Below are 21,717 nucleotides of genomic sequence, written 5' to 3'. Positions count from 1 at the left end.
CAACTCTAGTTGGCAACGCTAGTACGCAACTTTATACAATTCTGATGTTAGCGTTGTGTTGAATACTGAAAATGCGTTTGACAAATGCAAAGTTACTTGGACACGCTGAGTCAGTGGGTGGAGTCGGAAGCAGAAGCTGTCGGCGGTTACGCTGAACTGGCGCACAGAATCAGCGCTGCTTCTGGCGATCGCATCTCTTCTGAAGCCGTGCGAAAGTGGGCAAACCAGAAAGTTGGTCGCCACGGATTACAGGAGGATTCGCTTGAGAAGATTGCCGCTTATCGCAAGCAGACTAAAGAGCAGGTTAGAAAATGGCTGAACGGCGACGAGGCAAAAGAAAGCCTGGGGGAGTTCAATCTACAGGCGTTAAGGCAAGCTCCGATCGAGATTGTGGCTGAAGCGCTACAAATTTGCGCCGAATTACTGAAGTCTCATGTCACTCAAAAATCTGGAACGATCGTCACTGTAAAATCAGATTCTTATGTGGATGATCATGCTATGCCTTATGAATCCTTGCCAGCTTTGTTAGCGGATGCTTTTGCTCGTGCAAACTTGACGGTTGAAGAAGGTCAATCGAGGGTATTGGCTGACTTTGCAGACGGTCATGAAGCTCAGTTACAAGCGTTTATGAATGGCGAAGCTGAGCCTGATTTTTGCGGTTGCGCAGCTCTCTCCGTTGCTCTGCGTCAGATTACGGGCGACGAATGGACAGACGACATGATTGCACACAAAATAGCCCCCTGGTGTCACAAGGGGCTAGCTGATTCCTTAAACTAGGTTGTTAGCTGTTAGCGGTTGCAAGTCGGTTACGCCACCAAATTTTCTGCCAGACCGATCGCTCATCCTGATCGTTGTCTTCTACGATGGTCATCACTTCATCAGGAGACGCTAGCGCTACGGTACATTTGAACCGCCACGTTAGACCTTCCCAGAAATGTTCGTAGAAGTAAGTCTCATTCTCACCAGTGGCAATCACTTGCTCGATCGCTCGTTCGCGTGGCAACCACAAGTCTTTGTCGATCGTCCGTAGAGGCTTACCGATCAAATCAGAGATGGGCTTATTCAACCGTCCTTCTGTTAGTTCAGGTTTCAAAGCAAGGTAGTTGTAACCAGGTTTGGTGCTGAGCATTGCTACGGTGCCTGGTGTCGCTTTGAAAACGTTTAGATTTTGCTTCGCCCATGTTGAGGGCATAGTCTCAATTGCTATCATGGTGTTTGTCGGTATTGCTTGCACCCTCACCTTATCAAGGGAGAAGCTTTTATAAAAACTTCTCCCCACATAAATTTTGACCCACTTTAAGTTTGTTGGTAGAAGCGTGTTGAGATTAAACAAGAGTTCGCCTGCCTGCAATCGATCGCCGCAGACTACGGTAATTTCGTGTTGACGCCACTCAACTTTTAGCTTTTGCGGTTCTCCGGCTACACTGAGCCATTGCAGTACGGCTTGATCTTGAGCGCTAACTGTAAAACTATTTGTCATGGGGGCAAGACTTTCAGGGGAACCACGGTGCGCTGCACTGTTATTGTGCCCTAGCTTTATAAGCTTATCAGTACTTTCATCAACGCTGCCTGTGATGCTCATCACTTTAGCAGGTTCCAGCAATTCAATCCGACTAGCGCTAGCAATAATCAGCCCACAATCAGCCAGCCAGTCGGTTTGCTCTAAGATTTCACCGATCGGCGTTTGCACTTTAAGCGGATAGTCCAATACTTCTTCGCCTGCATCTAAGCGGGCGAGCAAGCATTCCCAATCTTCTAGGCTCATGAACTGCAAGACGCTTTGACCAATCACAGTCTTATCGTCAATACCAAGTACAGCAGCATTACCACTGATTAGATAAGTACCGTTGCGATCGAACACGCCAAAGGGAGGGCAACCGAGCGGAAAGTCAACAAGCATTTTTGTGCTGGGGGTAGCAGATCGCCATGCAAAGAAACGGGCGATCGTGGGCAACTTGCTTAACACTAAACTGAAGCCTGACTCCTTAACCTTAAGTGCTCCAGACTACTTTTGAACTTCGTAAACGAAAATTTATTTTTCTGATCGGTGAAAGCTGAAGACTCTTTACTGATACGTGTTTCTGCACAGATTGGATTCAAATTATTTTAACGATTTTGCACTTTGTGCGCTGCTGAACAAAAGCATTTACTGGCAAAAAAAGGAGGCGAGATCGCCCTAGTTGCTGCGGGGTGCGGGGTGTGATCGTCTTTTGTGCTGTCGGTGAGATAATAAGCCAAAACCCTCAAGGAACGTGCCGGGAAGCTGTGTTCTTGAGGGTTCTGACGTTTATGGGGGTATTCGCGCAATCCAATGTGAAAGCGCGGATAGGTTTTATTGTATGGTGCAGCGCAGATTATCTCCACGCGAACTGCGTGATCGAGTCAACAAAACTCAGTTTGAAATAGCTGTAGAGATAGGCAAGCAGCCCAGTACTTTGAGTGACTGGGAGACGGGCAGAAGATCTCCTTCTCTTAAGTTGCACGAGGTTAAAAAGATGATGAGAGCTTATGAGGCAACGCTAGAAGAACTTATTTGGGCGTTTGACCGAATTGACCCCGACGAGCTTTAGGATGAAACCTCCACAATGTCGAACCACTGACTCATCAGATAAGCTACGGCTGCGATCTTGTGTTCGTGCTTTGGCTCAAACGATCGCATGATTGTAGACAGATGGCGCAAGGCTGAGTCTTCATCAATGCCAGGTTTAGCTTTGATTTTGTTCTCACTCAACCCTGAAAAGAACCACTCCGAGGTCAGATCGGCATACGGGCTGCGTCTGTTTCTGTACTCATCTGGTATCTCCGCATACGGTGGCATTAAGCTGCTGACACTTGTTGGAAAAACCAGATTGACATCATTAATTGCTTGTGGTTGCATAGCATCACCTCAATAGTTGTTGACTTAAAGTTGGGAACACACGACTGACCGATTAGGCTTACTAAGCCTGAAGTTGCAGTGCGTACACTGCTTTTTGTGGACTTTCAATACTGGCACCGTGGCAAAGCGCGATCGCCTCTGCAATGAGTTGTGCTTCTGTCCAGCTAGCTGCTTGGATTAAGGGGTAAAGCCATTTCTCGCAATCTTTCAGGTAGATGTGGGCGTTGTACATGACGACTCAGGGGGGTTGATGTGTGTGGTTGCCTCAACTTTCTTCTGCGAGTGAGGCGATCGCGCTATTCCTTAAACGATCCGGCTAACATCTCCCTTCTTCGGCGTTCTCGGTCCAGGGATGCCATCACGGTTTGCATTTCTGCTTGACCCTGGTTCTGTACGCTTCGGTCCGCCAATCGTCTTCTCAGGGGTAAAGTTAGCAGCGCTAGCCCGTTTCGCACAGGGCTTACAGTCTGACACTCTGCCGTCCCAGACATTTATGCCAGGTCTGCCAGTGTTGTAACATTCACCACATCTGCCTGCTTGGGCGCAGTTGGCAGACAGGAAGATACTAGCGATTGTGGCGACAGTGGCAGTGGCGATCGTGCCTGTAATGGCAGCACTAGCGAGAGCAAGTTTAACGGTACGGTTGTGTGACATGATTGAGGGGTTCCAGTAATGGGACTTTTGTGAGGGCGCTGCTTTTTCTTCGCGGGAGGGGCAGCGCTTTCTGTTTTGGGAATGTGCGGTCTATTGACTTGCTTCGCTTGTTTTGTTTTCTGCAATCAAGAGCTTCGTTAAACGGTTGGTTAACGCTTTTTTTAACTCTTTCGTCTCACGTGCCAACTGGTCATCGAAGCCAGTTAAAGCAGACACTTGGCTATCACAGCCTGTAATAGCTCTTTTCAAAACTTCGATCGTTGCTTGTCGCTTGGTTCGCTTCATGGTGAAATTCTTCGGATTTGGTTGGGGTAAGGTGCCCGTCCGTGAGTGTCGTTAGCGGTGTTCTCAGGCGGGCTTGACGGAAGCAGGTTTGAACTGCCGCCCCTCACCATGTCTATAAGTATGTGTGAAAAAGTTAGCGGTGTCAACTAATTCACGCGAAGAAACTCATGCTAAGATAATGCTATGAATTAATGCATGGGAGAAAACTACGTGTCTAGAGTTGCAAAACTGCGCGAGGAGAAAGGTCTAACGCAGCGCCAAATAGCAGAGGCGCTAGGCGTAGATGTTTCAACTGTTCGCAACTGGGAAAAAAGTAGGGATGGCGTGAAAATGTTTGTCAGAGTCGCGAAGCTCTGCAATTTGTTTGAGTGCCAGCCTGATGATCTGTTTGAAGACGAGGTGATTTAGATGTCAACTTTTCTTCAAGCGGCGCAACCACTTTGCCATCAATGCCAGTCTTCTGACGCTTGGAAAAACGGCAAGCAGAAAAACGGATTGCAAGCATACAAGTGCAAAGCTTGCAAAACTGTTTTTACAAAAGAAAGCCGTCAAGGTTTTAAGAAACGTCGCAGATGTCGTAACTTTGATTCTTTCCGGATTCGCTATAAGCGTCTTTATTCTATTTGGGATTTGATGATTAAAAGATGCTATGACCCCAGTTACGGTAACTGGATACGATATGGCGGGCGGGGTATTAAGGTGTGCGATCGCTGGTTGAATAGTTTTGAAGCTTTTGTTTCAGATATGGGTGATCGCCCTAGCCCTGAATATAGTCTTGACCGCACTGATAATAACGCTGACTACACTCCTGAAAATTGCCGATGGGCGACTGCGAAGGAACAAGGCAGAAACAAGAGAAATAATCGCTTGATAACTATTAATGGGGAAACCAAATGCCTTTCTGAATGGGCAGAATCTTTTGGTATTTCGGCAAGCGTGGTTTATCAACGATTAAGAAGTGGTTGGGATTTTCAAACAGCCTTGAAAGCTCCTGTGCAAACCCTTTTTTCTTCTATTGGTAGAAAGAAACCTAGAAGGCTTTTAACTTTCAAAGGGGAAACCAAAACCATTGCTGAATGGAGTAGGCATACAGGAATCTCTAGACCTACTTTGCAAGCAAGAATTGATAAAGGATGGACTGCTGAAAAAGCATTAACAGAGCCAATAAATCAATCAAAGCGCCGATACGGCTAGTAAGGGATTACTGACTGGGCGATCGCTCCAGACTTTGCGGGAAGGGCGATCGCTTTTGATTTGGATTAGGGCTGAACGATGTCTTCGACTTGGTAGAGATACAGACGTAGTGCTTTGACCTCGGTAGGGTCATCAAAAAGAATCGTTTCGCCTCTGATTGTCGTCATGACTACGCTGTATGAAGCTTCGCTGTACGGTGAATCAGATTCTTCTTTAATCTCAACCAGTGAGATGTCATTTAAGTTAATGACGCGGTTGCCGACTCTGATAAATTGCATAGATCTCCAGTGGGTAATGTTTACTTGGTGCAAGCCATCAACAGGGAAAGTGCGATCGCTCAAGCTGTTCGCAGGCAGCAGGGAATGGTTAGTCAATCGTTAAAGCTTGCTTGAGTGCGCTGAAGTCTTCGCCTTCCATTTTGTATTCTTTGCCGTTTGCCATTTGCACATCGGCTTCGTCGTCATACCAGCGCACACTAGCGACTTGTTGAAAGTTAAGAGTTAACTCTCCATCCCAAACCGTTAAAAATTGCTGTTGCGAAAATGTGGTTGTCATGGTTAAAGTCCCTTAAAGTCGTTGTAAGCGTCGATCGCCTCATCCAATACGGCAAACTTTTTCTCAGGCACATACTTGCCTTTTGTTTTGCGGAATAGCTGAAAGTAATTAATATCAGCGTCAATGTCCCATACAGCACTGAGTCGCTTGCCTGAGTCGCTATCAGAAGCAATTACTTGTGTCACAACAAAATCGTTGAAGTCTTCTCTAGTGATGATGTGCGGCTTTTTCATGGCTAAAGTCCTAAATTAGATTGTGAGCTTCGTACTGTTCAGCCAGTTCGTGCGAGTTAGCACTGGCAGCAGCGATCGCGCTTAACTGCCCTTCTAGCGTCCATACGTTCTGTACAGTGCGTTCTACCCATACTTCTCGTAACTCAACTTCGTTGCTGCTGTAGGTGGCTGTAGTGCCGTTTGGATAGCGCACTGTTACTTGGCTGATGCCGTTGCGGTCTGGGTCTGATTCGCTGAGGTATTCGGCGGTGCCTAATGGTGTTTGGATGGGCGCGATCGTCTTTATCTGCATGGTGGGGAACCCGTAAATAGTTTCTAGCGCTCTCAATTCGGTGCGGATAAATTGCACCGATGAAGCTTGCAAGTAGGGACTTGTCTTTGCCGACCTGTGCGACTTGTAAAGCAGTAGCGCTTGTTCGTTGGTCATTGGTTTAGGAAGGCTTGGTGTTTTGCTTCGTCTTCAGCGTCCTGTTCCGCCGCTCTTGCCACTCCAGGCTCGGCTGCGATGAGCGTTGCCATCTCGTCGGCGGTCAGCGTCTCGGCGCGTTCCCAGGCTCTTAGCAGTTCGCCGGTGGTGCGTTGCGTCATCGGTTTGCGGTGTGTCGTTGTCATGTCTACAAATGTAATTCATCACGTGACACGTGTCAAGTAAAACGTGCTATATTGAACGAGTCGGTAGATTGTGAGAGATTAAAGGAAAGAAATGGTACTAGACGTGGATGTTGTACGGAGTCAAAAGATAACGGTGCCTGCTTTGGGCGACAAAATTAAGGCAGCTAGAAAGGCAGATAGCCGCACATTGAGCGCTATTGCTGCCGCTGCTGGTATGTCTACTCAAAATTGGTATCGCATTGAAGAGGAACGTCAAACCTTGCCGGAAGAGACGCTGCGACTGATTGAATCGGTTTTAGGCACTGATTTTGGAGTGAAATTTGACTAATGATCAAAATCGAAGACGTGTTGAACCACAAGTTAAGCGAGTGCGATCGCCGCATTCTTAGCGAGATTGCCAGTCTGCAAAAACTATTGGAGCAATTACAAAGACAGGTGGATAACGGTAGAGAGGACTGGACGCAGGGTAGCATCGATGCCACTGCTAATCGTTTGAGTGGAGAGTTGACTGAGCGATCGACATTGCGAGCTGTGCTGACTGATTTAGCCCAGGTAGAAAGCCAGAAGGTGAAGCTATGAACCATCGTTTTAGAGCAAAGCCTATTTATGACGGTGCTTTGCTGTCCGGTTGGCAAAGTATCAGCAACCCGCAGCAATTCAGCATTGAGCAATTCACCTTACTTTTAGATATTTGGGCAAGCAGTTTGACGAAGCACGGCATCTATTGGGGTGCCATTAAGAAAACCGATCACAGAGATGGCACTGTCACTATTGCTGCTCCTGGTGATGCTTGGCTAAAAGCGGCTCGTATTGCAAAGCAAGAGGCACAGCCATAACCATGCCAAGATACATCGTCAAGCTGCAAAATCATTATCTGGAATGGTCAACCGTTGTTGATGCCCCTGTAACCTACGGAATGTCGCTGGAAGAGTTTAAGGAATACTATCAGCAAGAATATGGCGCTGATGGCATGAGAAATCTGCCCGATCGCTTGTTGCGTGTGGAGGCAAAAGGAACATCATCTCAGCTAGATGACAGCGCTGAAAGTGTTGTCTCGTGCAACCGAGCAGGCAAAAACGAAACAAGCCTCACTGTTGAGCAAATTATCGATTTTTATTGCGTTAAGCAAGGAGAGGGCGATCGACCGATCGGAACTGACGACAATTTTGAAGATGAAGAGGTGAAGCCATGACCGACATCGCCATCCTGAAACATTTGCAGCAAGAGACAGCCGATCGCGCACTCAGCGAACTCGAAAACCTAGAGCTAAAAATCTCATATGCCAAGCGACGGCTCGGGCAGGGGCAGATTGCCAAGAGTTACAAATTTGCGGCGGATGCAGGGGCGATCGATGTTGCTATAGCCGAGCACGCCACACTAACTAAATTAATTGAAATGGAGCAAAAGCCATGACTCAACGCTTTTACATTGGTTACGTCATCCGCAAACTGGACAACGAGAAAGTACCTGTCAGCGCATCCTCGTCTAGGCGAGCAGCGGGTGAAGCGATGGAGACTTGGATCGACGAGCAAGATCCGCAGCAACTTGACTACAAGGTTGGCGCTGTATTCGCCAATTCAGTGCCACTCGTACAACTTGGGGAGAAGCCATGACCATCAACAACGGCACCACACCACAACCGACGCACGATGAAACGGGCAGACCGATCGCCGCTGCCTACCTAACTGCTGGAGGTACCTGCCTCTGGTATAGCGATGGGCAACTGCCAATGGTTCGGCACGTACTGCAAGGGCAATTAACACTGGAGCAAACGCCATGATTGATGACAAAAAGATCTACACCCCTGAAGAATTAGAACAGATTTGTCTAAATGAAGTGAACAGCTTTATGGACAAAAAGAAAGTTCCTCAATCAGTTTTGCTTGTAGAGCAAGACATTGAGACAGCCAACAGCATTGCAACTGATTTGATGGGTGAGCTTGGCTCGTTTATTGGCGCTAAAAGACTGCTAGAGATTAATTCCTACTGGGAATTTCGCGATCGTGTCCATGAATATCAGAAGCAGTACAACGTCAGCGGGTTAACGTTTGGCGAGATGACGGTTGACGGTAAGTTGGTTAAATTCCCTAAGGTCTGCGGTCAGTTGATCTTGCTGCCCGATGACATGGACGTGCTGAAAGCGTTTGTTCCTAGAGCGATCGAGCTATTCCGTCACTGGTCTGAGCGTAATAACGCTTATGTGCGTTATGTTGCCAATCTCAAGGGTGGTTGGGAGTTTGATGTTGAAACAAATTTACGCCACATTGAATACGTTTCTGAAAGCGCTGACTGGGTAGAGCTTGACTTCTTTCTGCCGTCTTCAGGGCATCACGATGAAAGCATGATGATTGAGGTTGGTTGGGGTAATTACGCTGCTGCAAATAGACTTGATGATACTGCTGGCGATTCAGTTCTTTTCTATGCCGATCGTTCTTGCGCGTTCAAACCGTCTAGCCTTCAACTTGAGGCTGCTAAATGAAGACTTTAGACTCTCTGACCGTTGAGATTGTATTGGTTGATGGCAAGCTAACCGCAGTCTGCCGTGATATAGGTGTAACTGTAAAAGGCGAACATCTATTCGGGTTGTTGCGCGACAGTTTAACAAGTTGTGTAGACGACAAACTTTTTGCTCTGCATGAATCCGGTAACCTTAAAATCAATGCTTTTGTTAAAGCGCTGATTGGCGCGGCTGATGCGTTGAACGGGGACGGAATTCAAGAATGGTTGTATCAAAAGCGGTGGGAGAAGCATCAAGAAGCGCTTAAAACTGCTTTTCATACTGCTTACCCTGTCTCAAAAAACCATATTATTTTGCCCAGTCCCTATCATGACCATGAAGATGAAGAATGGGATAAGGCGAAAGAAAAAGCAGAGCTTGGGCTGATTGCAAATGGCAAGCACGATCCTGATTGGGTTTTGTATTGCCAGGTTTGCTGTGGTTCAAAGTATTTTGAGTTTGGCGAAAGTTCAAGAGATCGATGGTATCAAAGCAATTTAGACTTGGGCTTACCGTTACTACCAATCGATCAAATCAAGGCAATGTACAAAAAACACGGATGGAAAGCTTTTGATTTTGATGCTTTTAGGTTAAAGCAACACCCGTAGCAGTGGCACGATCGCCCAGCATCTAGCAAGATAGAGCGATCGCACTACGCCCTTTGCTCCATGCCATTTAACACCCGGAAAACTAACAAGCTCTTTCGCAGAGTCGCTGAAAGAACAGCCAAAGTGATGGGCGATCCGATCGCCTTCGCCACCGCTCTCGTTGTCACCTTGCTTTGGCTAGCAGCAGGTCCGTTCTTTCAATTCAACGAGGGTTGGAACTTTGCTGCCAACAGCTCAACGACAGTCATCACCTTTCTAATGCTGTTCCTGGTACAGAACTCGCAGAACAGAGAGGCTCGCATCGCTTCACTCGAACGGCAGGCAATACTTAAAGCGATCGCGTCAGTGCCAAATACCATGATCGGATTGCACGACGATGACGACGATCGCCTAGACGAACTGGAAGCGGAATTGAAAGAGGTGAGGCAGGAAGCAGACCAGTGCGATCGGGCTGATTCTGACGGTTAACCTAGATGAGGAAGTTGTAGGGTCTTAGCAAACTATTTTGGAGATAAATGATGAACGAACAACTACAAAAGCAAAACAAGCTTGTTGATAAATTGCAAGGTCATCTCGCTTTCGCGATCGATGACGGAACGGCAGAGCAAGTGAAAGATTTGGCGTTCGCGCTTGAGGCTGCGATCAATGGGCTGACTGCGCTCAAAACGTTGGCAGTAAACGATGAAGAGATGGCAACGAGAGACAAAGCCTACGCTGAGTTTGAGAGCAAACGCAAAAAGTTCATGGAATCACCCCCCAAACTTTAAGCCACCCACGATCGCCGCTGCTCCTCTGACAAGCCTGACAATGGCATCATCTTCGGCTTCTGGAACTCCGCATCCTCTGCCCGGTTCTCAGCAGGGTCAGACGCTAGTAGGACATAGCCAAGCTTGCGGTAGTGTTGACTAGCTGCTCAGCCCTTTGAATGCTGGATGCCGCTCACAGGGCTGTAGTCAGGCACTCTAATGGAACAGGCGTTATATCGTTTCCACGGTTGTCCAGGCTCCTGTATCCAGAGAATCTTGGTGCGATCGGTTGATGATGCGCTGCGCCACTGCATTAGTCCAGGCATAGGCTAACCTCACGATTTTTGCCATTCTACCCAGTGACCAGAAAAGTGGGTAAGGGAAGCCCGACGATTTATGGCGCGATCGTCGGGCTTTGCTGTGTCTGTCCTATGCTGCACACTCCGCTAGTTTTTGCCGTTGCTGCTCTCTGATGAATATCTCCAACTTTTTCAGATGGACGTTTTCAATAACGAAATCGCTTAAGTCTTTGCGGCTCGATTTCTGCCATGAAAGATCCAAAATCGACCAGTGCTTGTACACCGGATCGAAAAACATTGGCTCTTTGACCTCAAATCCGTCATCTAAGGTGGCTGATTCGCTAATCTCTGGTGTGTAGCCACGATCGAGCAGCCAGCGGAATACGGGGCTAATCCAAGCCATTTCCAACTTTTCGCCGGACGGCAGCGCGTACATCTTTAGCTCTGCGATCGGCTCGTCCTTTTTCACCGCAGCAAAAGTTTCTGACTTCTGAAGAAACTCCACTCTGCCATTAAAAAACTTGGCTAGGTGTTCTGCTGCTTGATAAACGATGCGATCGTCTGGACTTAGACTCGCCACATCAACATCTGAGTTTCTTTCTTCTTGAGCGTGAGCGTCGGAACCTGCCCCTAAAGGGCAAGGCTCCAGAGCGGAAGCGAAATCTTTGTTTTGTCTTTCTGCTATCTTATTTTTCTTTATAGGGTCAACGTCGTTGACTACATCTGGTACACGACGTTGACTACCCTGGTCTACCTCGTTGACTACCTGTGGTCTATCAGGTTGACTAGCTTTAGGCTTCCGCACGTCTCGCAACTTGTAAACGTTGCTGCCCTTTTTCGGTCCACCCTGCTTCTTCCAGATGTACCCAAGCTCTACCAGTTTCTTAGTTGAGTTGATAATTCCTTGCTTGCTTAAGCCAGTAAGCTTCATCAATGTCTGAATACTTGGGAACGCTTCTCTAGAGTTGCACCCGTAACGGACGATAACAGAGTAGACAGCCCAAGCAGGAGCACCCATAGCAGCTATATGCCCATCGTCTACAACGTCATTAGCAACCCACCAGAAAGGCTGGTGTCTCGTATCTTGAACACGTCTAGCCATGCTAAAATTACCTCAAGTACGTCATTAGTTTGAATATCTTTGAAGCCTCACCGATGACCGCAAATCTAGGTGGGGCTTATTCTATTTTACTCGTTAGCAACAAAGCCCGATCGACTCGTTAATAGCGATCGCTTTTATGCACAATCTTGGTTTCAACTAATAATTAAAATCAGTAGAGCCTCTAAAACACGTCACCCCATCCGCTGAAACCCGCTCACAGAGCCGATCGCTAAAACAGGCTTCAAACAGGGGTATACCCCTATAGTCTGACGCTCAAACACGCTCCAGCAATTGATTGCAGCCATTTAAGGTGAGAAAATAGCTGATACTTTTTTTCTCACCTTAAAAACGTGACCAATCTATTAACTTTGTACGTTTTTTGCTGGCTGAACTTAACGTTTATTTCACGCATACGTCGATAAAGTGTGGGCAAGCTCATGTCCACACCTCTAACGCTTAAAGCTCTAACTAAATCATTGCCAGCAACTATCTCGCTATTGTCTAAATACTCAATTACTGCTGCTACTTGTTCTTGATGTTCCAAAGAGTAGGCGATCGCGTGAATGTCAGACTCGCGCAAACAGCCTTCAGCGTTTTTGGACCGAAGAACAGCGATCGCGGTTAACTTGCAAACTTGCTCAAAGGAAAACAGTTTTGCACCTTTGGGGATGTCTGCCCACGATCGCCAATTGCGCCAAGTATTGGGTGAAGGCTTAGATCCGTAGATTTTGATTGCGTATGTTTTGGCAAAAGCAGCAGGAAAATCTCGCTGCTGCAATTCAAGATCAATCATGCTAAACCTCTGATTCTTCACTCCCTAATTCTTCATCGGTTGACAGACCCCAAATCTTGCAAAGGGCTTTTGCTGTAGCGGGTACATCTACGCCTTGCACTTGGTTGTATTTGTTCTTCAATAAAAACGTTTCCAGCACAACAACAGGCGGCTCCCCCGACAGCTCAGAGCGAAACAGGATGCTATCGCGCAGTTCTTGGACATTTTGACTAGCCTTGGCTCTATCCATCAAAAACTGCTCCATCGCCCTAGTCGTTGAACTATTGCGAATAAATTCGCCTTGAGCGCAATAAAACAACTCAGTCTCAAGCGGCAACCCCACCTGATAACGTCTCGATCTTGGATCGTCCGCCGATTTAGCCACTATCTCTGTGCTCACACGCATTTACCTTAAGCGTAGTTGTTATCGCCATTCTAGCCAACGGTTTGCAATTGGAGCGATGAACTATCTATTTGTACACCTATTGGTGTCCAATTGCAAACCAATGTGTTAAGCTATCCTCAAACATTTGGTAGGTGTACATCATGATTCGAGATTTGAGCGAAAGCGGAAACAGCGAGCTAGCCCCAATGCCGCCAGCACGACCAGGCAGTGTTGCCAAACCTGCCCCCGATCGTGCCCAGTTGGCAACGGGTAAACCAGCACCAGTTGTTAAGTCAAGAGTGTCAGCAGAGCGTGAGCAAATGGCACCGATCGCGGCAAAGGCAGCGCAACGTGTGAACGTGCGCATGTCTGAGGCACTGGTTGACTTAGTAGGGGTGGTCAAGACTGCGGAACAGCAGCAAGACCAGCTAGCAGATGAATTGGCGCAACGGTTGGCAGCAGCATCAGACCCTCAAGCGTTTATGCAGAAGGTCATGCTGCGGACAGGTGAACTGTTGAGCGGCGAAGCGCCTGCTGCTCAACTTGACTTTGACTTTCTGGGCGGTGCACGTGAACAATTGGCACTGCTACCGGAACGTGAAATTGACACGACTAGCTTAGAAGCGTGGTTGCAAGAGTCAGAGCAGCAAGGGCAGCGGCAAATTCAAGCATTAGCAGAAAGCGAACTTTAGATAGGAGGTGCGATCGATGGACGACTTTGAACGGGAGTTTACGCAGGCAATGCAGATACAATCAGCGCCGGTTGCTTTTAGCAGGCGTGAGCGCATTCAGCCGATGCCTAAGCAAGCAGCGGCAGATTTTTTTGCTGACCACTGGATGGTGCTTGCTGGTGTTGGAGTGTTAGCTGCATCAGTCTTTGCTTCGTTACCGGCACAGTTAAGGAATAGCGCTGACCAGGCAAGACTTGCTGAGACAGTGCGCCCCATATCGGCACAGTTTCAGTTAGATGCGGCGCTTAACGGTTTGGCGGCTCAGAAAAACCAGATTGCTGAAGACCGTTTTAGTAACCCTAATTGTGTCGTGGCAGCAGCAGTAATCTCTGGTGAGCCTGTTTATAACATCGATCGCCGCTTGGTCAGTGCAGGCTCTACTGTGTGCGGTCTGGATGGTTCAACAGGCGTGGTCATTGGGCACCCCACTGGACGGCTTGACCATGTAACTGGGACAGCGATTATGCGCCCGATCGCAGACAAGGTTTACAGCAGCAAAGGTGCTGCATTTGCAAAGTTCAAAGCTAAATGGGGCAAGTCATGACAACAACAAATCAAGGTCAATCTTCAGGACGATCACCGCAGGAACAGCAAAAGGATTTTGAGCATAGCGCTGCTGCTGCCCTGGCAGTAATCCTCTTGCTAGCTTTGGTAGTGGTGATCTTCCTCAACTTCATCCCTTACTACATGGCAGCTAGTTGGATCGTTGGCAAGGTGCCTGGGTTAAGCACTCTGCTTACTGATTCAAGCCGCATTGTGTTCCCGATCGCCGTTGCCGGTGTCAGCGCCTCCGTTTACTTCTTCGCACGTGGCATTGTTGGTGCCAGCAAAAAAAGCACTCGCTCTAAGAAAGCAAAACATCTGCCTGTGCTGTTAGCGTTCGTGGCTGCAATGGTCTGTGTTGTTTCTCGCACACCAGCCGATCAGGTGTTCGTAGCGTGCTTAGGGTCGATCGCGGGTGCTTTTATTACCCTCGTACAATTCCGCTGGATTTTGTTTCAGCACAACGCGAGAGCCATCCTGGCATCGATGCAGGATGAGTTGGTAAGGGATGAACCAAAGGATGAAGATTTGCGGGTAGCCACTCGTAGCGAACGTCAGACCCTCAAGCAGCAAAACAATGTGGCGATGGTGATTGACGGTCTAGTGTCTCTTTGTGTCTATCCACCTGTTGCGATGCAGATGTTGCCAGTGGTGATGCTGACAGCAAACCTTTCTCTAGTGGACTGGGGCAACGTGATCATGATTTTTGTGACCACTGTGCTCACAGGTTGGTTGCTGCGGTTCTATTTAGGTCAAGCCAGAAAAGCTCAAGGGTAAGGCAATGGAAGATAAAGCGATCGTGCTACAGGGTGCGTCAAGACTAGCGCCTGTACGAGTCAGTGAAAAGCTGCAACTAAAAGATGAAAGTGAGGCTTCAGGGCAAACAGCCTTGGCAGCGTTTGGCTTTGCTGGTGCTGTTTGGCTGCTCACCGCTAACCCCATTGGCGCGATCGCTGCTCTAGGGGTTGGCTTTTTTATCTACACCAGAGTTGATAGCAAGGAAGAGGATAGAGCAGAAGCAATTAACGGTAACGCCCTCAGTGCGGCTCTTAAGCCCCAACAGTTAGACCAGTACTTGCAGGAAGTAGGCAGCGATCGTGTCCGTGCTGAATTGCAATGGGCAGAACGGCAGCATATCAATCTCCCTCGCAAGCAGCGGCAATTACTGGCAGCACTTGAGGCTGATTGCCCGCATGACGTGTTAGCGCTGTCTCAGGGTGAACTCATTGACCAGACGCGCAGGCACGGCATAAAAGCTGTACTTGAAGCCTTTGAAGCAGCGATCGCTGACGGGCACTTGCTCAACGAGATGCAGAAAACCTATGTCAGCATGGCACGGCAAAAGCTTGGAGTTACAGCCTCTCAAAATGTTGGCGTGGAGACACGGTTAAACGCGATTGCGGTTGACTCTCAAGCAGATCCCACAGTTGGCGGCGTACAGCCTCAACCTGTTGCACCTCAAGCTTTGACCGAGCCAGCACCAACAAAGCCTGCCACCCAAGCGCCCGACATTACCGACTTTATTATTGATCAAGGCAATAGCTTGGTCTTTCTAGGCGGTCAAGGTGTTGGCAAGTCGCGACTGATGGCGATTACTTCTCAACGTGGTCTAGAGCAAGGCAAGTATAAGCACGTCACAGTGTTGTCAGGGCTGGCAAAAGCGAACGAAGATCCCATTTATTGGCAGCACTGCGTCAATCAATTGTTTTTCGACCTGGCACCAATGGATGATCGCGATCGCGAGTTAGCACTAGCCAAGCAACTGAAAGCGATCCAAGACTTCAAGAATGCTGCCAACTCAGAGAATCCAGGTTTATTGATTCTGGATGAGATTGCTTTTCAAGCTGCTGTATTGGCTCGGTCTGGAGAGCATACGGTGCAATACGCCTTGCAAAAAGAGATCACTGATATTTTGCGGGTTGTCTGTAGCGGTGGCGCAAAACGTGGTTGGTTCGTGTGGGTTGGCACTCCACAAGGCGCGATCGGTGACATGGGTGATATTGGTCGAGCCATCAAGAAGCTAAAGCCAGTCTGCTGCGCGATCGCTCCGATGTCAGCAGTGAAGTCAAGAGGGCACTCTACCACTTGGGATGAAGGGCTTTATCAAGCTGCAAAGCTGAACTTTCCAGCTTTGTACTTTCCTCCGTCTACCATGAGCGATCGCATTGTGTTCTTTGATGGGCGCTGGCTACCGCAGACACGGCACGAACTGCAAACTGCAAAACCATCAGAGGCAAAGCAGTCAGGCAGCAAAGCGCAAGACTTAAAGGCAGCGATCGACAAAATTGTTTTTGCTGCTTTGAAGGGTCGAGGCTTTATCACTGCGGCTGAGTTGCGCCCCTACTGCGCCCAGTTTGATCCCATTCTGGTCTTGAAAGCTTATGCCCAAAGCCAGCCCGATCATTTCTATTTGCGTGATGCAGGGGCTAGCGATGTGCTGCTAGGGATGAAGCAGACGGCAAAGGTTGAAGCAAAGGTGTGAAAGGTTTTTCAGTTAATCAGTTCTAATCATATTGAGGCTTAAATCATGCAGACATACGATCGCAACTACATTAACGGACAGCTTGTCAAATATCAAAAAGCCTCTCCACAAGGGAAGGTCAACTGCCTTTGGCGCATTGCTAGCCACGCCGACATCTTCCCGCTTCATGAATTGGACTGCACAGGTGGTTTGAATATGGTGCAGGAAGACACGATCGTTGAATGGCTAGGGGTTGAAGGCTTCACGGTTGTTGGCAGCATGAAAATCCGGCAAGAGGCAAGAGTATGAGTGCTTTGAGCAGGGGGAAGATTGACTACCATCAGTACATTAATTCGGAGGAGTGGCGATCGAAGCATCCTGGTTTCCTAGCAGCAGCCAACTATCAGTGCAGTGCTTTTCCGTGGTGCAAGGTCGGCAAGGGTGCTCACTATCGTTGCCATCACGTTTCATACGCCAATTTAGGCAATGAGAAATATTGGTGGGATGTGCTTTGTCTCAGCCCATTCGCACACAAGCATATTGTTCACGGCATCTTGTCTGGCTATAAACGCCCTAGCGAGCAAGACTATTACCCCAATCGATCACAGTCGCTTTTCCATTCTTACTGTCGCTTACCTGTGCCTGCCAAGTATGCAGTAATGGTCTTTCTCTTCGCGCTTGCTGGCTATCTGGGTGCTGGAGAGTTAGGCATGGCAGCAGGGATGCTGATTGTTGTTCTTGTTCTTAGATGAAGACAAACCACAACCCAACCCACCTAGCCGATCGCGCCACTCACGCCGATCGGCTTTTCCAGTATCAGCGCCACCTCGCCAGCACTCGGATAGGGCACGGCATCATCATCCACCGCCACTATCCCGTTGATGCCTAGCCAGTACACGCCGATCGGGTCTAGGGCGATGTAGTCCATGCTAGTAACCATGTTGCACCTCTACCGCGTGCACCCTGGTCCCACCCCCCGTGCGCCTTCCTGGTATGCTCGATCGCTCTGCCTCAAGTACTATCACCCCTACTAATGCCAATGCCAAAAATGCTTTACCCACTGCCGCGCCCTCAACTGATAGCCCCACTATGCCTTGGGAGGTAGGGCATCCATCAGATAGAGACTACGGGAGTTTAGAGGGCAGTGGAATTGCTGATACGCGAGTACTACAAAAAAAATCTCACACCCACTTGCTTGACATCGGGAGTAAAACGGGAGTAATCTTATAAGTATGGAGGCAAGCAAAACACTTTTACTGCTTGCAAAGCAAATGGAAGCCCCTTTCAAAGGTCATCATTTAGTAGAGTCTGCTTTATCCGTTGACATACCTGGAACAATTACGTGCCCATCAAAAGAGTCTATGTATGCCACTCTTGCCGAGATTGCTGAGTTTTACGACAGTCCGGTCTTGCAAAAATTAGGCTCACCTTATACAGCGTTTAAGCGTTTAATCAGAGGCGATCGCAGTCGTACTGCTAAAGATAACGGTGTGACTCATCACGTTATTACTGTTACCCCTTGGCAAGGAATGACGCGAGATGGAAGAGACTTTTATCGGCTTCGGTTGGCTACTGCTGGAAGTTACAAGGTTGCCGCAGAACTGACAGAGTTATTCAATCTATGACAGGCATTCTCTGGCTGGTGCCCATCACGCCGATCGCGGTGTCAGCCATTTACCCTAATACTCAACGTCAACACGTCACTTTAGCGTATGGTGTTGAACGTAAAGACTACGAAAATATTATTGGGCTATCTGCCAGTGTCGGCATTTTAGAAGAATGCTGGAATGATGAAGTACAAACAGTGTCAGTCGTGCTGCAAAGCTGGCTACCTTGTAACAACTTGCATCCACACATCACTATCTCATGGGTCGATAGCAGTGCTCCTGTGATGTCAAACCTAATGCTACAAGGGGAGCATTATTCAAAAGCGTTGGATGGTTCAGTGTTGCCATGCATGGTCGAGTTTTTAGAATGGACTGACCCTGTTGACCCGCACAAGTGGCGCGATCGCTCTCCTGCCATCTGCAAGCAACCGGGCTGTGATAAAACGACTCGCAGTTTAACAGGCTACTGCCGCAGTCATCGACCCGCTACAAAATATCGTTAGACTCAGCCGATCGCACAGGTCGGCTTTTTCATGTCTACCGATCTACATTCTTAAAATCTTCCACCCACTGCCAGCATTGAAACTGCTTTTGCACTTTCAAATCACCATTGCCATAATCTTCGTACTGGCAGACCTGCAAGTGAACAACAAGCTTCTGGCTAAAGCTGCGTGATGGACGAATAGCAAAACCACCAGGAGCTTCAGAGTCGAACGAGACGCGAAAGCGCCAATCGTCAGTGTACCAACCTGAGCCTGGTGGCAGTCCGTAAGTATTAATTGGGCGTACTGGTTGCCCTGGGAAAAACTTGTGTGCCATCGTTTTGGGTGGCGTGTACTCTCCAACTCGATCGTGTAGATGCTGACCCTTAGATGGAATGCTTGATGCCCTTCAATTTTAGCCTGTAAGCTACGGTAGGCACTGCTCACTTTTGCCTAGCGTCTCTTTGAACACTTTCACTATTTTGTCTCTGACCGAGAAGGCGGCAGCGATCGCGGCATCAGTTTTAGATGCGGGCATATTCACCGACAAATAGATCTGCCGTATTTCATCCCTAGTCATTTGGCTCAGGATGAAACTCAATTCATGCAACTCCTCAGGCGTTAACTCAGGCATGACTTCTTTTTTATGGTGGACACTGCTCACTCTCCTCTGGTAAAACCACGGCGATCGTTACAACCACATCATCGCCATTGTTTCGATCTTTGATGTCGTAGTAGTCATGGTTATGTTGCCGTATGCCATCTGGTCCGAAGGAGTTGATCCGTACAACTCTCGCAATCTTCCCGTCTGGTGTTGATAGACAATGGCTGTTGTAATCGATCGACTTGCCCCATGCCGAATCTGGCGGCAGCTTGAAGCTTGGCACTTCATCGGGTTTGACATTGGGCTGCACATCAGGAGGGAACCGCCCGTTCTTCTGTCGATACCCAATAATTTCAGGCTTCATTGCTTCAATATCAGTTAACGCCTGGACCCGTTGAGCCTTACGAATTTGATTTAGATAGGCAGGCAACGCCAATGCTGCGAGAATTGATAGAACTCCGATCGCAACCAGGAGTTCTATCAAGGTTAAGCCGTCATCTGACTTAATTTTGTTTTTGTAGCAAAGAGTTTTGGAAAGCAATGTGTTTTTCAATAGCCTCCGCCTCGGTATCAAATCGACCTAAGAAAACTATTTTTCCATCCGCCTTCCCGTATGCCCGCCATTTCCCACTTCTTTTACAAAGGCATCTTCCTTTGAAACTTCTTCTAGGAGCATTAGAATCTCTAATAAACCTCACAGGTATGACACGTTCAGGTAAGTAGTTCAAATAAGCAAATTCTCCGAAAGCCTGAAAAGCAGCGTCGTTATAAACCTGAGCGGCTTCTTCTGGCGTAGCGTAGCCACCAAGCCCCGTTTTTTTACCGTTTACCGTGATTTGCGCTCTCCAAGCTTGAGCCTTGGGATCGTAATCAACTCCTTTGTAGCCACTTTTGTTCAGGATGCTAGGTCCTCTATTTACCCTGTTTTGTTGCTGAGTTGCAAGCCGCAGGTTTTCAAATCTGTTATCAAGTTTGATTCTATTTCGATGATCTATTTCCAGTTCCGAAATGTCGACTTCAGAGGAGTGCCACTTAAAGATCTCTCGATGCATTGATACGTGAACTGGCGCACCTGCCGACGAGTCTGCTCTTGAAGCGTAACCATTATAACCACCTGACTTGTAGTACCACTTCCACTGACTTAACCATTCAAAGTCACGTGCATCAACGATCGCCTGCTTCCCTTGCGTTAACTGATCGCTTTGTCGTCAAGCTTAACACCCCGATTTCTCAAGGACTTGCAATTGATCTTGGCTATGGCACAGGGTATGCAGTGATCCTTCTGGATTTTTTACGCAAGGAATGACACTGTTTTATAAGTATTGCTCCCGGCACTGAAATTAATGTAGGTGGTCAGACCTTACAAGTAATTCAAAGCACAGGATTGACGTTAACGGTTGACAACAAACTAAAGGTAAAACGTGGATATTAAAGCTGTTGGTATCAGACGAGAAGGCGGGGAAAACAATCAGACCGCCCAAGTTGTTCTGGAAGTTCAATTAATGGATGGCACCTATCGAGAGATAGGGAGAGAAAACATAAATAGCAGCTTTTCTTCTTGGTGGAATTTGAACTTAATCAATGCTGGTGATAGAGGGCACTGCCCCAACTGCGGCTCTCTTGATATTGGGTTGAGGTGTAACATAGGCATTTGCAAAGAGAAAATTAGCCATTACTAGTTACCTGAAAATTCTATTGATGGCTACACGGCACAGGTCGCCCATATTCATGCCCCTGCCCGTACAGCGTGGCGTATGGTGCTACCTCCTGATGGATCTCCCTGAGCCGTTGCTCGATCGCCTGATTCTCAATCATCTCCGCAATGCAAACGATCTTGAGTCTTTGAGCAATGACCAGAGTGCCCATGACGATCGCCACGCTCACCTCAGAAGCCAATAGTGTTTTACAGTAAGCCCCATCAATCTTCAGGAACTTTGGTTTGACTATATCAAGCGCACTGAAGCCGTTTTGCTTCTGCCCAAAGTCATCCAAGCCAATCCAGTGAAAACCAAAGCCGCGCATCTGGTCAAACACTAACAGCGATGGTGGCTGCAATGCGGATGATTCTGTGACTTCGAAATGGATGCGCTCTCGATCCACGCTCTTGTCTGCCATATGGTCAGCGATGAAACCTAGCAGCCCGTAGTCGTTCAGCGTTTCTGCCGATAGGTTCACCGCATGAACAGCGTTATCCTGATGCGCGATCGCGTGCAAGATACTTGCCCGATCAATCCGCTTCAACAAGTCAGGATGCTCGACCAGTCCATCGATCCATTGCATGGCAGGCACGATTTGCAAGAAGCCGCGATCGTCCGGTTCATGCAGTCGAGCCAACAACTCAAACATTAACGGGGGGTCAGCGTCAGTGCCGCCTGCAAGCAACTTAATCGGTTGGCAGTGAAAGATGATACGCCCCTGGTCTAGAGCGCTTTCAATGCGGTGGCGGAGTGTGCGATCGCGGAGTTTCATG

At 48.2% G+C, this 21,717-nt stretch carries 43 protein-coding genes; 24 read left to right on the top strand and 19 right to left on the bottom strand.

Features of this window, described 5'->3' with window-relative positions; translation table 11 throughout:
• Window positions 1-84 precede the first annotated feature (84 nt).
• Window positions 85-777 (top strand): hypothetical protein, encoded by a 693-nt coding sequence (locus tag H6F86_RS21100; protein ID WP_190450789.1) that lies wholly within the window; start codon window positions 85-87, stop codon window positions 775-777.
• A gap of 4 nt (window positions 778-781) precedes the next feature.
• Here H6F86_RS21100 and H6F86_RS21095 read toward each other — a convergent pair whose 3' ends face one another.
• The 5 genes from H6F86_RS21095 to H6F86_RS21070 all read right to left on the bottom strand — a co-directional run bounded on the left by H6F86_RS21095 (window position 782) and on the right by H6F86_RS21070 (window position 3,817).
• Complete coding sequence (locus H6F86_RS21095) at window positions 782-1,966, bottom strand: hypothetical protein (RefSeq protein WP_190450787.1); 1,185 nt, start codon at window positions 1,964-1,966, stop codon at window positions 782-784.
• Window positions 1,967-2,566: 600 nt separating this feature from the next.
• Window positions 2,567-2,878: a hypothetical protein gene (locus H6F86_RS21085; RefSeq protein WP_190450782.1), complete on the bottom strand. Its 312-nt coding sequence runs from the start codon at window positions 2,876-2,878 to the stop codon at window positions 2,567-2,569.
• 61 nt (window positions 2,879-2,939) lie between these two features.
• Window positions 2,940-3,110: a hypothetical protein gene (locus H6F86_RS21080; RefSeq protein ID WP_190450781.1), complete on the bottom strand. Its 171-nt coding sequence runs from the start codon at window positions 3,108-3,110 to the stop codon at window positions 2,940-2,942.
• Between the two features lie 71 nt (window positions 3,111-3,181).
• Window positions 3,182-3,532, bottom strand: coding sequence for a hypothetical protein (locus tag H6F86_RS21075; protein WP_190450778.1), 351 nt, complete (start codon window positions 3,530-3,532; stop codon window positions 3,182-3,184).
• A 90-nt stretch (window positions 3,533-3,622) separates the two neighbouring features.
• The gene (locus H6F86_RS21070; RefSeq protein ID WP_190450776.1) at window positions 3,623-3,817 is read right to left on the bottom strand and encodes a hypothetical protein; all 195 of its coding nucleotides are present in this window, start codon (window positions 3,815-3,817) and stop codon (window positions 3,623-3,625) included.
• 210 nt (window positions 3,818-4,027) lie between these two features.
• On the opposite strand from H6F86_RS21070, the gene H6F86_RS21065 reads away from it, so the two are divergent.
• Together H6F86_RS21065 and H6F86_RS21060 are read left to right on the top strand one after the other, a co-directional pair.
• Entirely contained in the window at window positions 4,028-4,225 is a 198-nt protein-coding gene (locus H6F86_RS21065; RefSeq protein WP_199305394.1) for a helix-turn-helix transcriptional regulator, read from the top strand.
• Window positions 4,226-5,011 carry a hypothetical protein gene (locus H6F86_RS21060; RefSeq protein ID WP_190450768.1) on the top strand — a complete coding sequence of 262 codons (786 nt, stop codon included), beginning with the start codon at window positions 4,226-4,228 and terminating at the stop codon, window positions 5,009-5,011.
• 65 nt (window positions 5,012-5,076) lie between these two features.
• Here the strand turns inward: H6F86_RS21060 and H6F86_RS21055 are convergent, their stop codons facing one another.
• The 5 genes from H6F86_RS21055 to H6F86_RS21035 are packed head-to-tail and all read right to left on the bottom strand — an operon-like array spanning window position 5,077 to window position 6,411.
• Window positions 5,077-5,385: a hypothetical protein gene (locus tag H6F86_RS21055; protein WP_190450766.1), complete on the bottom strand. Its 309-nt coding sequence runs from the start codon at window positions 5,383-5,385 to the stop codon at window positions 5,077-5,079.
• On the bottom strand, window positions 5,378-5,566 hold the full coding sequence (locus H6F86_RS21050) for a hypothetical protein (RefSeq protein WP_190450764.1): 189 nt from the start codon (window positions 5,564-5,566) through the stop codon (window positions 5,378-5,380). Before H6F86_RS21050 ends, H6F86_RS21055 begins: the two co-directional genes overlap by 8 nt.
• 2 nt (window positions 5,567-5,568) lie before the next feature.
• The gene (locus H6F86_RS21045) at window positions 5,569-5,799 is read right to left on the bottom strand and encodes a hypothetical protein (RefSeq protein ID WP_190450761.1); all 231 of its coding nucleotides are present in this window, start codon (window positions 5,797-5,799) and stop codon (window positions 5,569-5,571) included.
• A gap of 10 nt (window positions 5,800-5,809) precedes the next feature.
• On the bottom strand, window positions 5,810-6,226 hold the full coding sequence (locus H6F86_RS21040) for a hypothetical protein (RefSeq protein WP_190450759.1): 417 nt from the start codon (window positions 6,224-6,226) through the stop codon (window positions 5,810-5,812).
• Window positions 6,223-6,411: a hypothetical protein gene (locus H6F86_RS21035; RefSeq protein ID WP_190450756.1), complete on the bottom strand. Its 189-nt coding sequence runs from the start codon at window positions 6,409-6,411 to the stop codon at window positions 6,223-6,225. The genes H6F86_RS21040 and H6F86_RS21035 overlap by 4 nt, the downstream gene beginning before the upstream one ends.
• Before the next feature lie 91 nt (window positions 6,412-6,502).
• Between H6F86_RS21035 and H6F86_RS21030 the strand changes: the two genes are divergently transcribed.
• The 11 genes from H6F86_RS21030 to H6F86_RS20980 are packed head-to-tail and all read left to right on the top strand — an operon-like array spanning window position 6,503 to window position 10,282.
• Window positions 6,503-6,739, top strand: coding sequence for a helix-turn-helix transcriptional regulator (locus H6F86_RS21030; protein ID WP_190450754.1), 237 nt, complete (start codon window positions 6,503-6,505; stop codon window positions 6,737-6,739).
• The gene (locus H6F86_RS21025) at window positions 6,739-6,990 is read left to right on the top strand and encodes a hypothetical protein (protein ID WP_190450751.1); all 252 of its coding nucleotides are present in this window, start codon (window positions 6,739-6,741) and stop codon (window positions 6,988-6,990) included. The genes H6F86_RS21030 and H6F86_RS21025 overlap by 1 nt, the downstream gene beginning before the upstream one ends.
• Window positions 6,987-7,247 carry a hypothetical protein gene (locus tag H6F86_RS21020; RefSeq protein WP_190450749.1) on the top strand — a complete coding sequence of 87 codons (261 nt, stop codon included), beginning with the start codon at window positions 6,987-6,989 and terminating at the stop codon, window positions 7,245-7,247. Before H6F86_RS21025 ends, H6F86_RS21020 begins: the two co-directional genes overlap by 4 nt.
• 2 nt (window positions 7,248-7,249) lie before the next feature.
• Window positions 7,250-7,603, top strand: a complete 354-nt coding sequence (locus H6F86_RS21015; RefSeq protein WP_190450747.1) for a hypothetical protein — start codon at window positions 7,250-7,252, stop codon at window positions 7,601-7,603.
• The gene (locus tag H6F86_RS21010) at window positions 7,600-7,824 is read left to right on the top strand and encodes a hypothetical protein (RefSeq protein WP_190450744.1); all 225 of its coding nucleotides are present in this window, start codon (window positions 7,600-7,602) and stop codon (window positions 7,822-7,824) included. Before H6F86_RS21015 ends, H6F86_RS21010 begins: the two co-directional genes overlap by 4 nt.
• Window positions 7,821-8,024, top strand: a complete 204-nt coding sequence (locus H6F86_RS21005; protein ID WP_190450743.1) for a hypothetical protein — start codon at window positions 7,821-7,823, stop codon at window positions 8,022-8,024. The genes H6F86_RS21010 and H6F86_RS21005 overlap by 4 nt, the downstream gene beginning before the upstream one ends.
• Window positions 8,021-8,191, top strand: coding sequence for a hypothetical protein (locus tag H6F86_RS21000; RefSeq protein ID WP_190450741.1), 171 nt, complete (start codon window positions 8,021-8,023; stop codon window positions 8,189-8,191). The genes H6F86_RS21005 and H6F86_RS21000 overlap by 4 nt, the downstream gene beginning before the upstream one ends.
• A complete protein-coding gene (locus H6F86_RS20995; RefSeq protein ID WP_190450738.1) occupies window positions 8,188-8,889 on the top strand; it encodes a hypothetical protein in 702 nt (233 codons plus the stop codon). The genes H6F86_RS21000 and H6F86_RS20995 overlap by 4 nt, the downstream gene beginning before the upstream one ends.
• Window positions 8,886-9,515 carry a hypothetical protein gene (locus tag H6F86_RS20990; RefSeq protein WP_190450736.1) on the top strand — a complete coding sequence of 210 codons (630 nt, stop codon included), beginning with the start codon at window positions 8,886-8,888 and terminating at the stop codon, window positions 9,513-9,515. The genes H6F86_RS20995 and H6F86_RS20990 overlap by 4 nt, the downstream gene beginning before the upstream one ends.
• Window positions 9,516-9,575: 60 nt before the next feature.
• On the top strand, window positions 9,576-9,983 hold the full coding sequence (locus tag H6F86_RS20985) for a low affinity iron permease family protein (protein ID WP_190450734.1): 408 nt from the start codon (window positions 9,576-9,578) through the stop codon (window positions 9,981-9,983).
• A 47-nt stretch (window positions 9,984-10,030) separates the two neighbouring features.
• Complete coding sequence (locus H6F86_RS20980; RefSeq protein WP_190450726.1) at window positions 10,031-10,282, top strand: hypothetical protein; 252 nt, start codon at window positions 10,031-10,033, stop codon at window positions 10,280-10,282.
• Between the two features lie 408 nt (window positions 10,283-10,690).
• Here the strand turns inward: H6F86_RS20980 and H6F86_RS20975 are convergent, their stop codons facing one another.
• The 3 genes from H6F86_RS20975 to H6F86_RS20965 form a co-directional block, all read right to left on the bottom strand.
• The gene (locus H6F86_RS20975; RefSeq protein ID WP_190450724.1) at window positions 10,691-11,662 is read right to left on the bottom strand and encodes a helix-turn-helix domain-containing protein; all 972 of its coding nucleotides are present in this window, start codon (window positions 11,660-11,662) and stop codon (window positions 10,691-10,693) included.
• Between the two features lie 337 nt (window positions 11,663-11,999).
• Window positions 12,000-12,455, bottom strand: coding sequence for a hypothetical protein (locus H6F86_RS20970; RefSeq protein ID WP_190450723.1), 456 nt, complete (start codon window positions 12,453-12,455; stop codon window positions 12,000-12,002).
• 1 nt (window position 12,456) lies between these two features.
• Window positions 12,457-12,834 carry a hypothetical protein gene (locus tag H6F86_RS20965; RefSeq protein ID WP_190450719.1) on the bottom strand — a complete coding sequence of 126 codons (378 nt, stop codon included), beginning with the start codon at window positions 12,832-12,834 and terminating at the stop codon, window positions 12,457-12,459.
• A 146-nt stretch (window positions 12,835-12,980) separates the two neighbouring features.
• Here H6F86_RS20965 and H6F86_RS20960 point away from each other — a divergent pair, with 146 nt between their 5' ends.
• From H6F86_RS20960 to H6F86_RS20935, 6 genes are read left to right on the top strand one after another with little or no spacing between them, the layout of a single operon-like run.
• A complete protein-coding gene (locus H6F86_RS20960) occupies window positions 12,981-13,511 on the top strand; it encodes a hypothetical protein (protein WP_190450717.1) in 531 nt (176 codons plus the stop codon).
• Between the two features lie 16 nt (window positions 13,512-13,527).
• Entirely contained in the window at window positions 13,528-14,094 is a 567-nt protein-coding gene (locus H6F86_RS20955; protein WP_190450715.1) for a hypothetical protein, read from the top strand.
• Window positions 14,091-14,870, top strand: coding sequence for a hypothetical protein (locus H6F86_RS20950; RefSeq protein WP_190450713.1), 780 nt, complete (start codon window positions 14,091-14,093; stop codon window positions 14,868-14,870). The genes H6F86_RS20955 and H6F86_RS20950 overlap by 4 nt, the downstream gene beginning before the upstream one ends.
• Window positions 14,871-14,874: 4 nt before the next feature.
• On the top strand, window positions 14,875-16,575 hold the full coding sequence (locus tag H6F86_RS20945; RefSeq protein WP_190450711.1) for a hypothetical protein: 1,701 nt from the start codon (window positions 14,875-14,877) through the stop codon (window positions 16,573-16,575).
• Between the two features lie 45 nt (window positions 16,576-16,620).
• A complete protein-coding gene (locus H6F86_RS20940; RefSeq protein WP_190450709.1) occupies window positions 16,621-16,863 on the top strand; it encodes a hypothetical protein in 243 nt (80 codons plus the stop codon).
• The gene (locus tag H6F86_RS20935) at window positions 16,860-17,306 is read left to right on the top strand and encodes a general secretion pathway protein GspF (RefSeq protein WP_190450708.1); all 447 of its coding nucleotides are present in this window, start codon (window positions 16,860-16,862) and stop codon (window positions 17,304-17,306) included. The genes H6F86_RS20940 and H6F86_RS20935 overlap by 4 nt, the downstream gene beginning before the upstream one ends.
• 23 nt (window positions 17,307-17,329) lie before the next feature.
• Here H6F86_RS20935 and H6F86_RS20930 read toward each other — a convergent pair whose 3' ends face one another.
• The gene (locus H6F86_RS20930) at window positions 17,330-17,494 is read right to left on the bottom strand and encodes a hypothetical protein (RefSeq protein ID WP_190450705.1); all 165 of its coding nucleotides are present in this window, start codon (window positions 17,492-17,494) and stop codon (window positions 17,330-17,332) included.
• A 38-nt stretch (window positions 17,495-17,532) separates the two neighbouring features.
• Here H6F86_RS20930 and H6F86_RS20925 point away from each other — a divergent pair, with 38 nt between their 5' ends.
• The 3 genes from H6F86_RS20925 to H6F86_RS20915 all read left to right on the top strand — a co-directional run bounded on the left by H6F86_RS20925 (window position 17,533) and on the right by H6F86_RS20915 (window position 18,664).
• A complete protein-coding gene (locus H6F86_RS20925; protein WP_190450703.1) occupies window positions 17,533-17,784 on the top strand; it encodes a hypothetical protein in 252 nt (83 codons plus the stop codon).
• A gap of 131 nt (window positions 17,785-17,915) precedes the next feature.
• Window positions 17,916-18,179, top strand: a complete 264-nt coding sequence (locus H6F86_RS20920; protein WP_190450701.1) for a hypothetical protein — start codon at window positions 17,916-17,918, stop codon at window positions 18,177-18,179.
• On the top strand, window positions 18,176-18,664 hold the full coding sequence (locus H6F86_RS20915; RefSeq protein ID WP_190450699.1) for a hypothetical protein: 489 nt from the start codon (window positions 18,176-18,178) through the stop codon (window positions 18,662-18,664). The genes H6F86_RS20920 and H6F86_RS20915 overlap by 4 nt, the downstream gene beginning before the upstream one ends.
• A gap of 34 nt (window positions 18,665-18,698) precedes the next feature.
• On the opposite strand, the gene H6F86_RS20910 is transcribed toward H6F86_RS20915, so the two are convergent.
• From H6F86_RS20910 to H6F86_RS20895, 4 genes are all read right to left on the bottom strand, one after another.
• Window positions 18,699-18,980, bottom strand: a complete 282-nt coding sequence (locus H6F86_RS20910; RefSeq protein WP_190450696.1) for a hypothetical protein — start codon at window positions 18,978-18,980, stop codon at window positions 18,699-18,701.
• 90 nt (window positions 18,981-19,070) lie between these two features.
• Window positions 19,071-19,277 carry a hypothetical protein gene (locus H6F86_RS20905; RefSeq protein ID WP_190450694.1) on the bottom strand — a complete coding sequence of 69 codons (207 nt, stop codon included), beginning with the start codon at window positions 19,275-19,277 and terminating at the stop codon, window positions 19,071-19,073.
• Window positions 19,278-19,287: 10 nt separating this feature from the next.
• Complete coding sequence (locus tag H6F86_RS20900; RefSeq protein ID WP_277881692.1) at window positions 19,288-19,788, bottom strand: type II secretion system protein; 501 nt, start codon at window positions 19,786-19,788, stop codon at window positions 19,288-19,290.
• Complete coding sequence (locus H6F86_RS20895) at window positions 19,751-20,299, bottom strand: AP2 domain-containing protein (RefSeq protein ID WP_190450689.1); 549 nt, start codon at window positions 20,297-20,299, stop codon at window positions 19,751-19,753. The genes H6F86_RS20900 and H6F86_RS20895 overlap by 38 nt, the downstream gene beginning before the upstream one ends.
• A gap of 38 nt (window positions 20,300-20,337) precedes the next feature.
• Here H6F86_RS20895 and H6F86_RS31940 point away from each other — a divergent pair, with 38 nt between their 5' ends.
• On the top strand, window positions 20,338-20,553 hold the full coding sequence (locus tag H6F86_RS31940) for a hypothetical protein (RefSeq protein WP_206756066.1): 216 nt from the start codon (window positions 20,338-20,340) through the stop codon (window positions 20,551-20,553).
• 386 nt (window positions 20,554-20,939) lie between these two features.
• On the opposite strand, the gene H6F86_RS20890 is transcribed toward H6F86_RS31940, so the two are convergent.
• Window positions 20,940-21,716: an EAL domain-containing protein gene (locus H6F86_RS20890; RefSeq protein ID WP_190450687.1), complete on the bottom strand. Its 777-nt coding sequence runs from the start codon at window positions 21,714-21,716 to the stop codon at window positions 20,940-20,942.
• Between the last annotated feature and the right edge of the window lies 1 nt (window position 21,717).

This window comes from Phormidium sp. FACHB-592, assembly GCF_014695795.1.
In the GTDB taxonomy this organism is placed as follows: Bacteria; Cyanobacteriota; Cyanobacteriia; order Leptolyngbyales; family Leptolyngbyaceae; genus Stenomitos.
The sequence above is the reverse complement of the archived record's forward strand: the minus strand, read 5'-3'. Positions and strand labels throughout refer to the sequence as shown.

What these genes read in the sequence shown, in the direction of transcription:
- H6F86_RS21100 (WP_190450789.1), top strand. Translation starts at nt 85, where the DNA reads ATGCAAAGTTACTTGGACACGCTGAGTCAGTGGGTGGAGTCGGAAGCA.
- H6F86_RS21085 (WP_190450782.1), bottom strand. Translation starts at nt 2,878, where the DNA reads ATGCAACCACAAGCAATTAATGATGTCAATCTGGTTTTTCCAACAAGT.
- H6F86_RS21080 (WP_190450781.1), bottom strand. Translation starts at nt 3,110, where the DNA reads ATGTACAACGCCCACATCTACCTGAAAGATTGCGAGAAATGGCTTTAC.
- H6F86_RS21075 (WP_190450778.1), bottom strand. Translation starts at nt 3,532, where the DNA reads ATGTCACACAACCGTACCGTTAAACTTGCTCTCGCTAGTGCTGCCATT.
- H6F86_RS21070 (WP_190450776.1), bottom strand. Translation starts at nt 3,817, where the DNA reads ATGAAGCGAACCAAGCGACAAGCAACGATCGAAGTTTTGAAAAGAGCT.
- H6F86_RS21060 (WP_190450768.1), top strand. Translation starts at nt 4,226, where the DNA reads ATGTCAACTTTTCTTCAAGCGGCGCAACCACTTTGCCATCAATGCCAG.
- H6F86_RS21050 (WP_190450764.1), bottom strand. Translation starts at nt 5,566, where the DNA reads ATGACAACCACATTTTCGCAACAGCAATTTTTAACGGTTTGGGATGGA.
- H6F86_RS21045 (WP_190450761.1), bottom strand. Translation starts at nt 5,799, where the DNA reads ATGAAAAAGCCGCACATCATCACTAGAGAAGACTTCAACGATTTTGTT.
- H6F86_RS21040 (WP_190450759.1), bottom strand. Translation starts at nt 6,226, where the DNA reads ATGACCAACGAACAAGCGCTACTGCTTTACAAGTCGCACAGGTCGGCA.
- H6F86_RS21035 (WP_190450756.1), bottom strand. Translation starts at nt 6,411, where the DNA reads ATGACAACGACACACCGCAAACCGATGACGCAACGCACCACCGGCGAA.
- H6F86_RS21030 (WP_190450754.1), top strand. Translation starts at nt 6,503, where the DNA reads ATGGTACTAGACGTGGATGTTGTACGGAGTCAAAAGATAACGGTGCCT.
- H6F86_RS21025 (WP_190450751.1), top strand. Translation starts at nt 6,739, where the DNA reads ATGATCAAAATCGAAGACGTGTTGAACCACAAGTTAAGCGAGTGCGAT.
- H6F86_RS21020 (WP_190450749.1), top strand. Translation starts at nt 6,987, where the DNA reads ATGAACCATCGTTTTAGAGCAAAGCCTATTTATGACGGTGCTTTGCTG.
- H6F86_RS21015 (WP_190450747.1), top strand. Translation starts at nt 7,250, where the DNA reads ATGCCAAGATACATCGTCAAGCTGCAAAATCATTATCTGGAATGGTCA.
- H6F86_RS21010 (WP_190450744.1), top strand. Translation starts at nt 7,600, where the DNA reads ATGACCGACATCGCCATCCTGAAACATTTGCAGCAAGAGACAGCCGAT.
- H6F86_RS21005 (WP_190450743.1), top strand. Translation starts at nt 7,821, where the DNA reads ATGACTCAACGCTTTTACATTGGTTACGTCATCCGCAAACTGGACAAC.
- H6F86_RS21000 (WP_190450741.1), top strand. Translation starts at nt 8,021, where the DNA reads ATGACCATCAACAACGGCACCACACCACAACCGACGCACGATGAAACG.
- H6F86_RS20995 (WP_190450738.1), top strand. Translation starts at nt 8,188, where the DNA reads ATGATTGATGACAAAAAGATCTACACCCCTGAAGAATTAGAACAGATT.
- H6F86_RS20990 (WP_190450736.1), top strand. Translation starts at nt 8,886, where the DNA reads ATGAAGACTTTAGACTCTCTGACCGTTGAGATTGTATTGGTTGATGGC.
- H6F86_RS20985 (WP_190450734.1), top strand. Translation starts at nt 9,576, where the DNA reads ATGCCATTTAACACCCGGAAAACTAACAAGCTCTTTCGCAGAGTCGCT.
- H6F86_RS20980 (WP_190450726.1), top strand. Translation starts at nt 10,031, where the DNA reads ATGATGAACGAACAACTACAAAAGCAAAACAAGCTTGTTGATAAATTG.
- H6F86_RS20975 (WP_190450724.1), bottom strand. Translation starts at nt 11,662, where the DNA reads ATGGCTAGACGTGTTCAAGATACGAGACACCAGCCTTTCTGGTGGGTT.
- H6F86_RS20970 (WP_190450723.1), bottom strand. Translation starts at nt 12,455, where the DNA reads ATGATTGATCTTGAATTGCAGCAGCGAGATTTTCCTGCTGCTTTTGCC.
- H6F86_RS20960 (WP_190450717.1), top strand. Translation starts at nt 12,981, where the DNA reads ATGATTCGAGATTTGAGCGAAAGCGGAAACAGCGAGCTAGCCCCAATG.
- H6F86_RS20955 (WP_190450715.1), top strand. Translation starts at nt 13,528, where the DNA reads ATGGACGACTTTGAACGGGAGTTTACGCAGGCAATGCAGATACAATCA.
- H6F86_RS20950 (WP_190450713.1), top strand. Translation starts at nt 14,091, where the DNA reads ATGACAACAACAAATCAAGGTCAATCTTCAGGACGATCACCGCAGGAA.
- H6F86_RS20945 (WP_190450711.1), top strand. Translation starts at nt 14,875, where the DNA reads ATGGAAGATAAAGCGATCGTGCTACAGGGTGCGTCAAGACTAGCGCCT.
- H6F86_RS20940 (WP_190450709.1), top strand. Translation starts at nt 16,621, where the DNA reads ATGCAGACATACGATCGCAACTACATTAACGGACAGCTTGTCAAATAT.
- H6F86_RS20935 (WP_190450708.1), top strand. Translation starts at nt 16,860, where the DNA reads ATGAGTGCTTTGAGCAGGGGGAAGATTGACTACCATCAGTACATTAAT.
- H6F86_RS20930 (WP_190450705.1), bottom strand. Translation starts at nt 17,494, where the DNA reads ATGGTTACTAGCATGGACTACATCGCCCTAGACCCGATCGGCGTGTAC.
- H6F86_RS20920 (WP_190450701.1), top strand. Translation starts at nt 17,916, where the DNA reads ATGTATGCCACTCTTGCCGAGATTGCTGAGTTTTACGACAGTCCGGTC.
- H6F86_RS20915 (WP_190450699.1), top strand. Translation starts at nt 18,176, where the DNA reads ATGACAGGCATTCTCTGGCTGGTGCCCATCACGCCGATCGCGGTGTCA.
- H6F86_RS20910 (WP_190450696.1), bottom strand. Translation starts at nt 18,980, where the DNA reads ATGGCACACAAGTTTTTCCCAGGGCAACCAGTACGCCCAATTAATACT.
- H6F86_RS20905 (WP_190450694.1), bottom strand. Translation starts at nt 19,277, where the DNA reads ATGCCTGAGTTAACGCCTGAGGAGTTGCATGAATTGAGTTTCATCCTG.
- H6F86_RS20895 (WP_190450689.1), bottom strand. Translation starts at nt 20,299, where the DNA reads ATGCATCGAGAGATCTTTAAGTGGCACTCCTCTGAAGTCGACATTTCG.
- H6F86_RS20890 (WP_190450687.1), bottom strand. Translation starts at nt 21,716, where the DNA reads ATGAAACTCCGCGATCGCACACTCCGCCACCGCATTGAAAGCGCTCTA.